Source organism: Streptomyces sp. NPDC001020 (genome assembly GCF_053599115.1).
Genome location: NZ_JBSFLQ010000024.1, coordinates 30513 through 44461 on the forward strand (window position 1 = coordinate 30513; position 13949 = coordinate 44461).

Genomic DNA, 13949 nt, shown 5'->3' on the forward strand with positions numbered 1-13949 from the left:
GCGGGGTGGGCGTGCGGGCGGAGGTTGCCGGGGTGACGGCTACCCTTCAGGGGTGAGTGCTGAGCAGAATTCCACCTCCTCTCGGACCCCCGACGCCGAGCCCCGCCCCGCACGGCTGACCGCCGCGGCGGCGTTGGCCGGCCTGGAGGGGCTCGCCCTGGCCGTGGGCGGTGTCTGGATGCTCGTCCTGGGTCTCGCGGGCTCGCCGGACGACCGGCAGCAGGCCGTTACCGGCGGCGTCACTCTGATCGTGCTCGCGCTGCTGCCCCTGCTGGCCGCGCGCGGTCTGCTGCTGTGCCGGAGCTGGAGCCGGGGGCCCGCCGTGATCACCCAGATCATGGCGTTGCCCGTGGCATACAGCCTGCTTCAGGCCGACAGCATCGCGATTCCGGGCGGCATCGTGCTCGCGGTCGTCGCCGTCACGGCGCTGGTGCTCCTGGTGAACCCGGCGACGACGCGAGCGCTGGGCATCCGGGGCCCCGGAAGCGCACCGGACCAGAAGTAGGCGTTGCGCCCGTACCCAGGCGTAGGAGCGCGAGAGGCGACCGGGGTCCCGGTCGCCTCTCGTCACTCCTCGACCAGCAGCTTCTCCCGTAGCTGCGCCAGCGTCCGGGCCAGCAGGCGCGAGACGTGCATCTGCGAGATGCCGACCTCCTGTGCGATCTGCGACTGCGTCATGTTGCCGAAGAACCGGAGGAGCAGGATCCGCTTCTCTCGTGGCGGCAGATCCTCCAGTAGTGGCTTCAGTGACTCTCTGTACTCGACGCCTTCCAGCGCCTCGTCCTCCGCGCCGAGCGTGTCCGCGACCGCCGGCGACTCGTCATCGGTGTCGGGGACGTCGAGGGACAGCGTCGAGTACGCGTTGGCGGACTCCAGGCCCTCCAGGACCTCCTCCTCCGAGATGGCCAGCTTCTCGGCCAGCTCGTGGACCGTCGGGGAGCGGCCGTGCTGCTGGGACAGCTCGGCCGTGGCCGTTGTCAGGGCCAGGCGCAGCTCCTGCAGGCGCCGCGGTACCCGGACCGCCCAGCCCTTGTCGCGGAAGTGACGCTTGATCTCGCCGACGACCGTCGGGGTCGCGTACGTGGAGAACTCGACACCGCGGTCCGGGTCGAAGCGGTCGACCGACTTGATCAGACCGATGGTGGCGACCTGGGTGAGGTCGTCCAGAGGCTCACCGCGATTGCGGAAGCGGCGCGCGAGGTGCTCGACGAGCGGTAGGTGCATACGGACCAGCTGATTGCGCAGCTCCGCGTACTCCTGGCTGCCCTCCTTCAGCTTGCGCAGCTCGATGAACATGGCCCGCGCTCCGCTGCGGTCCTGCGGGTCGTGCCGTGTGCCGGCCGGTACACCCTGCTCGGCGTTTCGCTCGTGCTCGCTCATCGTCCCGCCCGTCACCCTTCCCCCGGCTCCCGGCTCCTTCCCAGCTCTCGTCTCCTCCCCCACTCTCGACTTCGCTCGAGCGGGGGGACCCCCATGAGCGGAGGGACCCCCATGAGCAGGGGAGGCCCCACTGCCTCCGGAGGGCGTGTTCCGCGTGGCACCGTCCGGAACCCCTGGTCCGTCGTCCTGGACGGAGAACGTCTCGTCCGTGGCCGACCCCGTCTGCGCGCGGGCCGCGGCCGCCGAAGCGTCGCCCTCCGGGTGCGGGCGGGCCTGCTCGGGGATGGCGTCCACGCCGCCCGCGGCGCGCGACTGCCCGCTCGGGCTGCCGGCGTTCCCGGTGGAAAGTTCCCGTGTGTCGCGCTCTTCGTCCCGCACCGGCCCGTCCCCGTTCGTCACGCCGGCCCGGGTCCCGCGCCGCGCTGTTTGTAGAGGCTGATGGACACGGTCTTGTCGTCGGCGACCGCGGAGGAGACCTTGCCGGCCAGGGCCGACAGGACCGTCCAGGCGAAGGTGTCTCGCGACGGGGCGTGACCGTCCGTGGTCGGGGCCGAGACCGTGACCTCCAGAGAGTCGTCGATGAGCCGGAAGACGCAACTGAGCACCGAGCCGGGCACGGCCTGCTGCAGCAGGATCGCGCAGGCCTCGTCGACCGCGATGCGCAGGTCCTCGATCTCGTCAAGGGTGAAGTCCAAACGGGCCGCGAGGCCGGCTGTGGCCGTGCGCAGCACCGACAGGTAGGCACCCGCTGCCGGCAGCCGGACTTCCACGAAGTCCTGGGTCGCGGGCTCGCCTGCGATCTGGGACACCCTCACCTCCAAGGTGGTACATGCTCTTTCGGGGCCGAGGGTCGCCCCCCCGGGGTAACGTCCTACTGGTTCAGCGGTGACGTTATCGCGCTCTCGATTTCCTGTCCTAGGGACCCCGACCCCTTGCTGTCACTCATAGTAAACCCATGTGTACGCACAGTGGCTAGGGGTGTGCGGGCCCAATTCGGAAGAGCGAGCGCCGGATTGACGTACCCCGGTGTCCGACCCCCGAACCGTTCGCAACCAGAGTCACACGAGTACATGGTCGACGAAGCACCAGCGCCAGTCCTCGCCCGGTTCGAAGGTGCGCATGACCGGGTGGCTGCTCTCCTTGTGGTGCGCCGTCGCGTGACGCAGGGGCGAGGAGTCACAGCAGCCCACGTGTCCGCACTCCAGACACAGCCGCAGTTGCACCGGGTGCGTGCCGGCGGCGAGGCAGCCCAGGCACGTTTCGCTCCGGGGCTCGGGCTCGGGATGCGGCAGCGCGTCGGCGTGCGTGCACTGTTTCATGATTGCCAGGTTACGACGGGTCCGCGGGAAGCGGCGCGAAAACGAGGGCGGGCTGGAAGAAGATGAACGTGTTGCCGCTGCTGTTGCTGATCGCCGGCAGTGCGGCCGTCGCCGGCGCCGCGCGCCGTACTCCCGTGCCGGCGCCGCTGCTGCTCGTCGCGGCGGGCCTCGCGTTCTCGTACGTGCCCGGCGTGCCCGCGTACACCCTCGACCCCCACATCGTCCTGCCGCTGATGCTGCCACCGCTGCTGTACACGGCGGCCACCGACAGCTCATACCTGGACCTGCGGGCGCAGTTTCGGCCGGTGGCGCTGCTGTCCGTCGGGTACGTGCTCTTCGCGACACTGGCCGTGGGCTGGGCCGCGTATCTGATCGTGCCTGATCTCCCGCTGACCGCGGCGCTGGTGCTGGGCGCGGTGATCGCACCGCCCGACGCGGTCGCGGCCACGGCGGTCGCCCGGCGGGTGGGGCTGCCGTCGCGGATCACCACGATCCTGCAGGGCGAGTCGCTGGTGAACGACGCGACGGCGATCACCGCCTACAAGGTGGCGCTGGCGGCGGCGATCGGGGAGGGCGCGACGTGGGCGGGCGGGGTGCGGGAGTTCCTGGTCGCGGCGGTCGGCGGCGTCCTGGTCGGCCTGGTGCTGATGGTGCCGATCCACTGGCTGCGCACGCATCTGAAGGAGGCGCTGCTGCAGAACACCCTCTCCCTGCTCATCCCGTTCGTGGCCTACGGGGCAGCGGAGTGGGTGCACGCCTCCGGTGTGCTCGCGGTGGTCGTCGTCGCCCTCTACCTCGGCCACCGCAACTGGCAGGTCGACTTCGCGACCCGGCTCCAGGAGGAGGCGGTGTGGAAGATGGTCGCGTTCCTCCTGGAGTCGGCGGTGTTCGCGCTCATCGGGCTGCAGTTGCCGGTCGTTCTGAAGGGACTCGGCCGGTACGAGGGCACACGAGTGGCCTGGTACGCGGTGGCCGTGTTCCTCGTGGTCGTCGCGGCGCGGTTCCTGTGGGTGTACCCGGCGACCTTCCTGCCGCGCGCGCTGTTCGCGCGTATCCGCGAGCGTGAGGAGAACCCCACGTGGAAGGGGCCGTTCGTCATCGCCTGGGCCGGGATGCGCGGTGTGGTCTCGCTCGCGATCGCGTTCTCGATCCCGCTGACGGTGCACGGCGGCAGCATGTTCCCCGACCGCAATCTGATCCTCTTCCTGACCTTCACGACGGTGATCGGCACGCTCGTGGTGCAGGGCCTGACCCTGCCCCCGCTGATCCGGCTGCTGCGGCTGCCGGGGCTCGATGCCCAGGCCGAGACGCTCGCGGAGGCGAACGCCCAGGCGCAGGCGTCCCGGGCCGCCGAGCGGCGCCTCGAAGAACTCCTCGGCGACGAACGCAACGCCCTGCCGACCCCGCTCGTCGACCGCCTCCGCACGGTCCTGGAACGTCGGCGCAACGCGGTCTGGGAGCGGCTGGGCTCGGTGAACCCGGTGACCGGCGAGTCGCACGACGACACCTACCGCCGACTGTCCCGCGAGGTCATCGGGGTGGAACGCGAGGTCTTCGTGAAACTCCGCGACCATCGCTACATCGACGACGAGATGCTTCGCACCCTGCTCAGACGGCTGGACTTGGAGGAGGCGGCGGCCTATCGGGAGACCACATGAGTGTCCCGGGACCGTTTCCAGGAGAAGGGCAGTCCGGTGATCACGGCGGCCAGCGTCGTCCCCCGGGGGAAGGCGCCCTCCTCGGCCAAGGCGACAAGTCCATACAGCAGCTTGGCGACATAGAGACGTTCGACGAGGAGGGCGTGGCGGGATCCGAAGTCGTCCGCGAAGGCCTCGAGTTCGTCGGTGGTGCGCGCGTATCCACCGAAGTGGAAGCGCGTGTCCAGGGACCAGGTGCCACGGCGGCCGCCGAAGGCCCGGGTCTGCAGTGCGGCTGTGTCGGCGGCAAGGAAGTCGCCTTTGAGGACGGGGATCCCCAGGGCCCGCTGGTCCGGGGCCAGGCCCGCGGCCAGACCCGCCAGTGTGCCGCCGGTGCCGCAGGCCACGGCGACGACATCCGCCCGGCCGCGCAGTTCCTCGCCGAGCGCGCGGCAGCCGCGTACGGCGAGGGTGTTGCTGCCGCCTTCCGGCACGACGTACGCCTCGTCGGCGTCCGCCGCACGCAGGATCCCGGCCAGGGGGCCCGGCTCGGACTTGCGGCGGTATGTCGATCTGTCGATGAAGTGCAGCCGCATGCCGTCGGCCGCGCACCGGGCGAGAGAGGGGTTGAGCGGGCGGTCGGCCAACTCGTCGCCACGGACCACGCCGATCGTCTCCAGGCCCAGCAGCCGGCCCGCCGCGGCCGTGGCCCGCAGATGGTTGGAGTACGCGCCGCCGAAGGTGAGCAGGGGGCGGTCGGCCGCCGCCCGCAGGTTCGGGGCGAGCTTGCGCCACTTGTTGCCGACCAGGTGCGGGTGGATCAGGTCGTCCCGCTTGAGCAGTAGCCGGACGCCATGCCGAGCGAAGCGCTCGTCCTCGACCTCCAGCAGCGGCGACGGCAGACGCGGCCGCAACTCGGCAGGGGCGCTCGCGCATGGCACATCGGGGCTGGTCACCCTTCCATTGTCGGGTACCGGCCGGAGGGACGCGCCGGGGCAGGCAGCGGCTTCTGCCGCCTCGCGCGGTCACGGACCCCGGAGGACCGACCGGTGATCGGTCGGGAGGGCTCTGTGCGCGGGGCGCGTCGTCGGAGGTGCGGTAGCCCTCAGGAGTGCAGGAAGCCGTCCCCGTGCGTCGCGATGTGGCTCTCCAGCGCCTGGAGCGCCTGCTGGGTCGCCTCGGGGGAGCCGCTGCCGCGACGCTCCGCGTAGTACGCCGCGCCCAGTCTCCTCAGCAGGTCGTTGCCCGCCCGCTGCGCCTGCACCTCGTCGAACTTCTGCCGGCCCTGCGCCAGTCCGCGCTGCGCCTGCTCCTTCGCCCGGTCCAGGAACCCTGACATCCCCGTCTCCCTTCGCCGCCTGTCTCCAGCTCAAACGGTCGGGTGGATCAGGGAGTTCCCGCTCGTGATCAACCCGCACTTCCGGTCCGTCGGCCGCCGAGCGAAGTGCCCCAGTGTGCCCATGCCCGCGTTGATCCATTCCCGCTCTTTCGGGTAATGGCACGGAAACGCTCCGTGCTGGAAGGCTCTTCCTCGCAGATCAATGCATGATCGGGAGGGCAAAGCACATGTCGGTAGGCGAAGAGGTCCGCGCGGAGCAGGACAGGCCGCAGCAGAGCCTCGGCACAGCGGCCGCACGGAACCTGGCCACCACCACCAAGTCCGCACCGCAGATGCAGGAGATCAGCTCACGGTGGCTGCTGCGCATGCTGCCGTGGGTGAACTTGCAGGGCGGCACATACCGGGTGAACCGCCGGCTCAGCTATGCCGTGGGCGACGGCCGCGTGACGTTCGTGAAGACCGGCGACCAGGTCGCGGTCATCCCCGCGGAGTTGGGCGAGCTGCCGGCCCTGCGCGGGTACGACGACCAGGACGTGCTGGCCGAACTCGCCCAGCGCTGCCAGCAACGGAGGTTCGCGCCCGGGGACGTGATCGCCGAGTTCGGCAGCCAGACCGATGAGGTGCTCCTGCTGGCGCACGGCAAGGTCCAGAAGATCGGCACGGGCCCCTACGGCGACGACGCGGTGCTCGGAGTCCTCGCCGACGGCGCCTACTTCGGCGATCAGGCGCTGCTCGACCCGGACGCCATCTGGGAGTACACGGCCCGCGCGGTCACCGCCTGCACGGTGCTCGCCCTGCCCCGCCGGGACGTCGAACAGATCGCGGAGCGCGCCGAATCGCTGCGCGAGCATCTCCGGCAGCAGAACTCCCTTCCCGAAGAGCGCTCCAACAGGTACGGCGAGAAGGAGATCGACCTCGCCACGGACCACAGCGGAGAGCCGGACATCCCGCACACCTTCGTCGACTACGAGGCGGCACCCCGCGAGTACGAACTGAGCATCGCGCAGACCGTACTGCGTATCCACACGCGCGTGGCCGACCTCTACAACCAGCCGATGAACCAGACCGAGCAGCAGTTGCGGCTCACGGTCGAGGCGCTGAAGGAGCGCCAGGAACACGAGCTCATCAACAACAGGGACTTCGGACTGCTCCACAACTGCGAGTACGACCAGCGGCTGCAACCCCACGACGGCGTGCCCAGCCCCGACGACATGGACGAACTGCTCAGCCGCAGGCGAGGCTCCAAACTGTTCCTCGCCCACCCCCGTGCGATCGCCGCCTTCGGTCGGGAGTGCAACAAGCGCGGACTCGTCCCGGAGAGCATCGACATCGCGGGCAACCGCATTCCCACCTGGCGCGGGGTGCCGATCTTCCCGTGCAACAAGATCCCTGTCACCGACGCCCGCACGACCTCCATCATCTGCATGCGTACGGGCGAGGACGAACAGGGCGTCATCGGTCTCCGGCAGGCAGGCATCCCCGACGAGATCGAGCCCAGCCTGTCCGTGCGCTTCATGGGCATCAACGAACAGGCGATCATCAAGTACCTGGTGACGGCCTACTACTCGGCCGCGGTCCTGGTGCCGGACGCGCTGGGCGTCCTGGAGAACGTCGAGATCGGCCGCTGGAGGTGATCCTGCCTACCAGTGGCACGCCGTGTCCCCGCCCGTCAGGGCGGGGACACCCACCGGGCACCCGCCCGGTGGCGAAGACGTCACCGTCCGAAGACTCTCCGAGGGGGGCGCATGGGTGAGTTCATGACGGAGCCGAAGCAGAGCCTCGCACGCAGGGTTCCCGCGGGCCCCCGGGAAGGGCACGACCTGCTCCCGGGCCCGAAGGGACCGCACGACGGCCACGAAGCCGCGGCGATCCTGGAGCGCACCCGCGCCTCGGTCGACCCGGAGCTGCGCCGGGCGCTCGGCTCACTGCCCGGTTCCATGCGCAGAATCGCGCTCTACCACTTCGGCTGGGAGCAGGCCGACGGCACCCCGGCCGCCGGCAATCCGGGCAAGGCCATACGGCCCGCGCTCGTACTGACCGCGGCCCGTGCGCTCGGCGGACGGCAATCCACCGCCGTAAGGGCGGCCGCGGCCGTGGAACTCGTCCACAACTTCACACTGCTGCACGACGACGTGATGGACCGGGACACCACCCGCAGGCACCGCCCCACCGCCTGGACCGTGTTCGGCGACGCCGACGCGATCCTCGCCGGGGACGCCCTGCAGGCGCTGGCCCAGCGGTTGCTCGCCGAGGACCCGCATCCGGCGTCCGGGGCTGCCGCCGCCCGGCTCGCGGCCTGCGTCGTCGAACTGTGCGCCGGACAGCATGCGGACACCGCCATGGAGCGGCGCGGCCCTCACGAGGTCACCCTTGACGAGGTCCTCGCCATGGCCGAAGCGAAGACCGGCGCACTCCTCGGCTGTGCCTGCGCGCTCGGCGCGCTGTATGCGGGAGCGGACGAGGCGGACGTCGAGGCGCTGGACGCGTTCGGCCGAGAGGCCGGGCTCGCCTTCCAGCTCATCGACGACGTGATCGGGATCTGGGGGGACCCGAGGCGCACCGGCAAGCCGGCCGGGGCGGACCTCATGGTCCGCAAGAAGTCGCTGCCCGTGGTCGCCGCACTCGCCTCCGGCACCCCGGCCGCCGCGGATCTGGCCAGGCTGTACCAACGGCCCTATGAGGAGGGGGAGTTGGAACGGACGGCCCTCGCCGTCGAACAGGCGGGCGGCCGTGACTGGGCGCAACTGCAGGCGGCCGACCGGATGGCCCGGGCGATGCAGGAGCTGTCCCGTGCCATCCCCGCCCCGGAGGCGGCGGGTGGCCTGCTGGCCCTGGCCGAGTTCGTGACCCGTCGCAGCACCTGACCGCCATCACCGAACGACCCCGGAGCCGCCGGACCTCGCGCGGCACCCGGAGGCTCCGGCCGGGACGGGCCCCGCACATCCCACGGCGTGCGGGGCCCTCCCATGACACGAAGGAGCGGACAGACGGAGCCACGCCCCGCGGACCGTGCGCCTCATACCGTCCGCCGATGCGGCCGGTGTGGCGCGAGCCGTGCTGGGCCCGGTGCGCGGGCAGCCCGTCCCGTCCCGTACTGCGCTGCACCGGTACCGCTTGCCTGCCCACCGTCCTACCCTGAAGGCATGGGCAGGGAAGAACGCGTCTGCCCCTCGTGCGGGCAGCCGGTCGCCACGGTCGTACGGCGCCACAAGACGCTGGGCGCCTTCGTCCCCGTATGGGGGCCCGGCCCCTGCCGCAACCCCGCGTGTCCGGAGTACGTGGCGCAGGGCCACAAGGAGACACCTCGGTCGGCGAAACCGAAGAGCTGACGGCCGGCCGCTGAGCTAACGCTCCAGCAGGAAACGTTCGTCTGTCTGTATGGCGTCCGGTCGGCCCCGGCGGGGGCGCGTCAGTTCCTTCGCCAAGCACGGGGGTATCGCCGCCCCCTCCTCGTGCGACCGGGCCCGGTACGAGCTCGGCGTCTCGCCCACCAACTCCGTGAAGCGCGAGCTGAACGACCCCAGCGAGGTGCACCCCACGGCCAGGCAGACCTCGGTCACGGTCAGGTCCCCGCGCCGCAGCAGCGCCTTGGCCCGCTCGATGCGACGGGTCATGAGATAGCTGTACGGGGTCTCTCCGTACGCCGCGCGGAAGCTGCGCTGGAAGTGCCCCGGTGACATCAACGCCGTCCGCGCGAGCGCCGATACATCCAGCGGCTGTGCGTACTCACGGTCCATCCGGTCACGGGCTCGCCGTAGCCGGACCAGGTCGTTCAGATCCACGCCGTCAGCATCGCACGGCCCACTGACAACCGGCCCTCGCTCTGGAGTTTCCGCACCCTGGCAAGCCACAGCGAGTTCCACCGGGCGCGTCCCGCGCCGCCTGACGGGAACGCGAAAGGGCCCGGCCGGTGATACGGCCGGGCCCCTTCGACGGAGCCGCGCCGACCTGCGAGGGTGCACCGCTCGCCGGTCGAGGTCGACAAGAGAAAGCCGGTGGATCAGGCCTTCTTGGTCTCCCAGAAGATCTTGTCGATCTGAGCGATGTAGTCCAGCGCCTTCTGACCCGTCGCCGGGTCCGTCGACGCCTTGGCGGCCGAGAGGGCCTTCAGGGTGTCGTTGACCAGCTGGTGCAGCTCCGGGTACTTCTCGAAGTGCGGGGCCTTGAAGTAGTCGCTCCACAGCACCGAGACGTGGTGCTTGGCAAGCTCGGCGCGCTGCTCCTTGATGACGGTGGCGCGAGCCTGGAAGTGCGGGTCGTTATTTGCGGCCATCTTCTCCTGCACGGCCTTCACCGACTCCGCCTCGATGCGGGCCTGGGCCGGGTCATAAACGCCACAGGGCAGGTCGCAGTGGGCGCTGACCTTGACCTTGGGGGCAAACAGGCGGGAGAGCATGAAGCTGTCCTTCCTCGTGATCGTCTTCCTCTGGGTGGGACATTACTCCGTAGGTGACGGGTTTTCGCGAGTGCCCCCGTGGGCTTACGTCAAAAGTCCAGGGTGAGACTGGGACTGGTGGAGGATTGGACCGGGGAGGTGCCAGTGATGCCCGAGTTGTCACAGGAGACCGAGCGCACGAAGGCCCTGCTGCCGTTCGGGGCGGCGGAGGTGACGGGGCCGTCCATGGTGCCCACGCTGCAGCACGGGGACCGGCTTCTCGTTCAGTACGGGGCACGTGTCCGGCCGGGTGACGTGATCGTGTTGCGGCACCCCTTCCAGCAGGACCTACTGGTGGTCAAACGTGCCGTGGAACTGCGCGAGGGCGGCTGGTGGGTGCTCGGCGACAATCCGTACGCGGGTGGGGACAGTACCGACTACGGCACCGTTCCCGAGGAGCTGGTCCTCGGGAAGGTGCGGTGGCGTTACCGGCCGCTCAAGGACGGTCAGCGCTCGCTCTTCGCGCGGTCGCGCTGGGCGCTGTCCACCGTCCGGCCGGTGCTCTCCGACCGGTCGGCCTCCAGGCGCTTGCGGGCGCGGTAGGCGGCCACGTTGGCGCGCGTGGCGCAACGGTCCGAGCAGTACCGTCGGGAGCGGTTCGTCGAGGTGTCGAGGTAGGCGTTGCGACAAGGGGCCGCCTCGCACAGGCCCAGGCGGTCGACGCCGTACTCCGTGAGGTGGAAGGCGAGTCCCATCGCGGCGATCGCCGCGAAGCCCGCGGTCGCGTTCGACGGGTGGTCCGCGAGGTGCAGGTGCCACAGCGGGCGGCCGTCGTCGTCCCGCTGGTCGTGACCGGAGATCTGCGGGCTCACCGGGAACTCGAGGAGAAGTGAGTTCAGCAGGTCCACCGCGAGTGTCTCGTCACCCTTGTCCGCCGCCTCGAACACCAAGCGCAGCCGGGCCCGCACCGAGCGGAACCTGGTCACGTCGGCGTCTGTGGCGCGGCGGGCTGCCGACTGGTTGCCACCGAAGAGGCCGCGAACGGCCTCCACCGAGGTGAGCGAGTCCTTGCCCCGGACCGGTTCCTCGCTGTTCACGAGACGGACTGCGTAATCCGAGTAATAGGCCAATTCCACTTGTAGTCCTTACGGTGGCGCTCTATCGTCGTCAGTGCGGTCACGTAACAGATGATCGAGCTTCCAGGGTATTACGCGGTTCGGCTATGAAAGGGGCTTTCATGACCACCACGACCGGATCCATGGCGGGTACCGACTGGCAGGTCTGGCAGGAGAGCTGGGACCGGCAGCAGGAGTGGTACATGCCGGATCGCGAGGACCGGTTCCGGATCATGCTCGACATGGTCGAGGCCCTCGTCGGCCCCGAACCGCGCGTCCTCGACCTCGCCTGCGGCACCGGCACCATCACGGCCCGGCTCCTCTCCCGGTTCCCCAGGGCCATCAGTACCGGTGTCGACCTCGACCCCGCGCTGCTCACCATCGCTCGGGGCACCTTCGAGGGTGACGACCGCGTCACCTTCGTCACCGCCGACCTCAAGGAGCCCGACTGGCCGGCACGGTTGCCGTACGACTCGTACGACGCCGTCCTGACCGCCACGGCCCTGCACTGGCTGCACAGCGAACCCCTCGCGGCCCTCTACGGTCGGATCGCGGAGCTGGTCCGCGACGGCGGTGTCTTCATGAATGCGGACCACATGATCGACGAGACCACGCCCCGGATCAACGCGGCCGAGCGCGCCCAGCGTCACGCCCGCATGGATCAGGCCAAGGCGAACGGCGTCGTCGACTGGGCCGAGTGGTGGCAACTGGCTGCCAAGGACCCGGTTCTCGCCGAGCCGACCGCGCGCCGCTACGAGATCTACGGTGAGCACGCCGACGGCGACATGCCGTCCGCCGCGTGGCACGCGCGCGTGCTGCGCGAAAAGGGCTTCGCCGAGGCCCGCCCGGTGTGGTGCTCGCCGTCGGACACGCTGCTGCTCGCGGTCAGGTGACATGGGACGGTACACGCCGACGGAAGCGCGTTTCCGCTGACGAGGGCGGGGTCGTGCTCGACTCGCGGTGACCCCGGAGCCGCTGCCGGGAACTGCGGGGACGCGCAAAGGGCGGTACGGGCATCCCGTACCGCCCCTTCCTCGTGCGGCTACAGCACCTTGGACAGGAACGACTGCGTCCGTTCATGCTGCGGGTTCGTCAGCACGTCACGGGGATGGCCGGATTCGACCACCACACCGCCGTCCATGAAGACGAGCGAGTCGCCCACCTCGCGGGCGAAGCCCATCTCATGAGTGACTACGACCATCGTCATTCCGGACTCGGCGAGGTCGCGCATGACGTCGAGGACGTCCCCGACCAGCTCCGGGTCGAGCGCCGAGGTCGGCTCGTCGAACAGCATCAGCTTCGGGTCCATGGCGAGAGCCCGGGCGATGGCGACGCGCTGCTGCTGGCCGCCGGAGAGCTGGGAGGGGTAGTTGCCCGCCTTGTCGGCCAGGCCCACGCGCTCCAGGAGCTGCATGGCCCGTTCCCTGGCCTGGCCCCTGGCCATGCCCTTCACCTGGACCGGTGCCTCCATGACGTTCTCAACGGCCGTCATGTGCGGGAAGAGGTTGAAGCGCTGGAAGACCATGCCGATGTCCCGGCGTTTCGTCGCGACCTCGCGGTCGCGCAGCTCGTACAGCTTGTCGCCCTGCTGCCGGTAGCCGACCAGCTCGCCGTCCACGTACAGCCGCCCGGCGTTGATCTTCTCGAGGTGGTTGATGCACCGCAGGAAGGTCGACTTGCCGGAGCCGGAGGGGCCGATGAGGCAGAACACCTCGCCCGGCTTCACCTCCAGGTCGATGCCCTTGAGGACCTCGACGGGGCCGAAGGACTTGTGGACACCCTCGGCCTTGACCATCGGGGCGGAGGACTGCTTCGGCACGGAGTCCGTCTTGTTCATCTTGTCGGTCATGCGCTCACCGCTCCCTTCGGGCGGCCCAGGGACAGCATGTTGGCCTTCACCTTCTGCCACGGGGTCGGTGGCAGCTGGCGGCTGGAGCCGCGCGCGTAGTAGCGCTCGATGTAGTACTGGCCGACGCTCAGGACGGAGGTCATGAGCAGGTACCAGGAGGCGGCCACGAAGTACATCTCCACCGGGGCGCCGGAGGTCTGACCGATGTCCTGGGCGAAGCGGAAGAGTTCCTGGAACTGGACGGCCGCCACGAGCGAGGTCGTCTTCAGCATGTTGATCACTTCGTTGCCCGTCGGCGGCACGATGACGCGCATCGCCTGGGGGATGACGATCCGGCGCAGCGTCTTGCTGTGGCTCATGCCCAGCGCGTGGGCCGCCTCGGTCTGCCCCTCGTCCACGGCGAGCAGGCCTGCCCGGCAGATCTCGGCCATGTATGCCGCCTCGTTCAGACCCAGGCCGAGCAGCGCCGTCAGCAGCGGCGTCATGAAGTTCGACCAGGAGTCCTTGTAGAGCGGCATCAGGTTGATGTAGTGGAAGACCAGGCCCAGGTTGAACCACACGAAGAGCTGGACCAGCACCGGAGTGCCGCGGAAGAACCAGATGTAGAACCAGGCGATGGACGAGGTCACCGGGTTCTTCGACAGCCGCATCACGGCGAGGACGACACCGCCGACGATGCCGATCAGCATGGACAGGACCGTCAGCATCAGGGTCTTGCTCACACCGGTCAGGATGCGGTCGTCGAAGAAGTAATCCGGTACGGCGTGCCAGTTGATGTCGCCCTGGCTGAACGCGTAGATGATCGCGGCGAGCAGCGCGATCGCGATGACGGCGGCGACGTACCGCCCGTAGTGCCGGACCGGGATGGCCTTGATGGCCTGCGGTCCAGCCGCAGGAGTGCCCTTGCCCGCCGTCTTGTCGATGTCAACAGTCAC

General features: G+C 69.7%; 17 protein-coding genes. 7 read left to right on the top strand and 10 right to left on the bottom strand.

The features are described from left to right. Positions 1-52 precede the first annotated feature (52 nt). Positions 53-505, top strand: coding sequence for a hypothetical protein (locus tag ACWDEX_RS22790; protein ID WP_450465616.1), 453 nt, complete (start codon positions 53-55; stop codon positions 503-505). A 62-nt stretch (positions 506-567) separates the two neighbouring features. On the opposite strand, the gene ACWDEX_RS22795 is transcribed toward ACWDEX_RS22790, so the two are convergent. The 3 genes from ACWDEX_RS22795 to ACWDEX_RS22805 all read right to left on the bottom strand — a co-directional run bounded on the left by ACWDEX_RS22795 (position 568) and on the right by ACWDEX_RS22805 (position 2699). Continuing rightward, positions 568-1779, bottom strand: a complete 1212-nt coding sequence (locus tag ACWDEX_RS22795; protein ID WP_450465618.1) for a SigB/SigF/SigG family RNA polymerase sigma factor — start codon at positions 1777-1779, stop codon at positions 568-570. After that, positions 1776-2189, bottom strand: coding sequence for an ATP-binding protein (locus ACWDEX_RS22800; RefSeq protein ID WP_310766681.1), 414 nt, complete (start codon positions 2187-2189; stop codon positions 1776-1778). Before ACWDEX_RS22800 ends, ACWDEX_RS22795 begins: the two co-directional genes overlap by 4 nt. 249 nt (positions 2190-2438) lie before the next feature. Continuing rightward, positions 2439-2699: a UBP-type zinc finger domain-containing protein gene (locus ACWDEX_RS22805; RefSeq protein ID WP_450465619.1), complete on the bottom strand. Its 261-nt coding sequence runs from the start codon at positions 2697-2699 to the stop codon at positions 2439-2441. 62 nt (positions 2700-2761) lie between these two features. Here ACWDEX_RS22805 and ACWDEX_RS22810 point away from each other — a divergent pair, with 62 nt between their 5' ends. Further along, a complete protein-coding gene (locus tag ACWDEX_RS22810; RefSeq protein WP_450465620.1) occupies positions 2762-4357 on the top strand; it encodes a Na+/H+ antiporter in 1596 nt (531 codons plus the stop codon). Here the strand turns inward: ACWDEX_RS22810 and ACWDEX_RS22815 are convergent. Then, positions 4339-5292 carry a 1-aminocyclopropane-1-carboxylate deaminase/D-cysteine desulfhydrase gene (locus ACWDEX_RS22815; protein WP_450465621.1) on the bottom strand — a complete coding sequence of 318 codons (954 nt, stop codon included), beginning with the start codon at positions 5290-5292 and terminating at the stop codon, positions 4339-4341. The genes ACWDEX_RS22810 and ACWDEX_RS22815 overlap by 19 nt on opposite strands. Positions 5293-5441: 149 nt before the next feature. Continuing rightward, on the bottom strand, positions 5442-5675 hold the full coding sequence (locus ACWDEX_RS22820; RefSeq protein ID WP_450465622.1) for a hypothetical protein: 234 nt from the start codon (positions 5673-5675) through the stop codon (positions 5442-5444). A gap of 227 nt (positions 5676-5902) precedes the next feature. Here ACWDEX_RS22820 and ACWDEX_RS22825 point away from each other — a divergent pair, with 227 nt between their 5' ends. The 3 genes from ACWDEX_RS22825 to ACWDEX_RS22835 all read left to right on the top strand — a co-directional run bounded on the left by ACWDEX_RS22825 (position 5903) and on the right by ACWDEX_RS22835 (position 9004). Next, complete coding sequence (locus ACWDEX_RS22825) at positions 5903-7309, top strand: family 2B encapsulin nanocompartment shell protein (protein WP_450465623.1); 1407 nt, start codon at positions 5903-5905, stop codon at positions 7307-7309. A 111-nt stretch (positions 7310-7420) separates the two neighbouring features. After that, positions 7421-8539, top strand: a complete 1119-nt coding sequence (locus tag ACWDEX_RS22830; RefSeq protein WP_450465624.1) for a family 2 encapsulin nanocompartment cargo protein polyprenyl transferase — start codon at positions 7421-7423, stop codon at positions 8537-8539. Between the two features lie 279 nt (positions 8540-8818). After that, positions 8819-9004 carry a hypothetical protein gene (locus ACWDEX_RS22835; RefSeq protein ID WP_450465626.1) on the top strand — a complete coding sequence of 62 codons (186 nt, stop codon included), beginning with the start codon at positions 8819-8821 and terminating at the stop codon, positions 9002-9004. Between the two features lie 15 nt (positions 9005-9019). On the opposite strand, the gene ACWDEX_RS22840 is transcribed toward ACWDEX_RS22835, so the two are convergent. Both ACWDEX_RS22840 and sodN read right to left on the bottom strand, forming a co-directional pair. Beyond that, entirely contained in the window at positions 9020-9457 is a 438-nt protein-coding gene (locus ACWDEX_RS22840) for a helix-turn-helix transcriptional regulator (protein ID WP_450465628.1), read from the bottom strand. Positions 9458-9675: 218 nt separating this feature from the next. Next, positions 9676-10071: a superoxide dismutase, Ni gene (gene sodN, locus ACWDEX_RS22845; protein WP_450465629.1), complete on the bottom strand. Its 396-nt coding sequence runs from the start codon at positions 10069-10071 to the stop codon at positions 9676-9678. Between the two features lie 147 nt (positions 10072-10218). Between sodN and sodX the strand changes: the two genes are divergently transcribed. Continuing rightward, positions 10219-10653 (top strand): nickel-type superoxide dismutase maturation protease, encoded by a 435-nt coding sequence (sodX, locus tag ACWDEX_RS22850; protein ID WP_450465630.1) that lies wholly within the window; start codon positions 10219-10221, stop codon positions 10651-10653. Here the strand turns inward: sodX and ACWDEX_RS22855 are convergent. Beyond that, positions 10557-11186 carry a CGNR zinc finger domain-containing protein gene (locus tag ACWDEX_RS22855; protein WP_450465631.1) on the bottom strand — a complete coding sequence of 210 codons (630 nt, stop codon included), beginning with the start codon at positions 11184-11186 and terminating at the stop codon, positions 10557-10559. The two genes, sodX and ACWDEX_RS22855, sit on opposite strands and share 97 nt — an antisense overlap. A 101-nt stretch (positions 11187-11287) precedes the next feature. Here ACWDEX_RS22855 and ACWDEX_RS22860 point away from each other — a divergent pair, with 101 nt between their 5' ends. Further along, positions 11288-12058, top strand: a complete 771-nt coding sequence (locus ACWDEX_RS22860) for a class I SAM-dependent methyltransferase (protein ID WP_450465633.1) — start codon at positions 11288-11290, stop codon at positions 12056-12058. Positions 12059-12207: 149 nt separating this feature from the next. On the opposite strand, the gene ACWDEX_RS22865 is transcribed toward ACWDEX_RS22860, so the two are convergent. Together ACWDEX_RS22865 and ACWDEX_RS22870 are read right to left on the bottom strand one after the other, a co-directional pair. Next, entirely contained in the window at positions 12208-13014 is an 807-nt protein-coding gene (locus ACWDEX_RS22865; protein WP_450465634.1) for an amino acid ABC transporter ATP-binding protein, read from the bottom strand. Beyond that, entirely contained in the window at positions 13011-13949 is a 939-nt protein-coding gene (locus ACWDEX_RS22870) for an amino acid ABC transporter permease (protein ID WP_450465635.1), read from the bottom strand. Before ACWDEX_RS22870 ends, ACWDEX_RS22865 begins: the two co-directional genes overlap by 4 nt.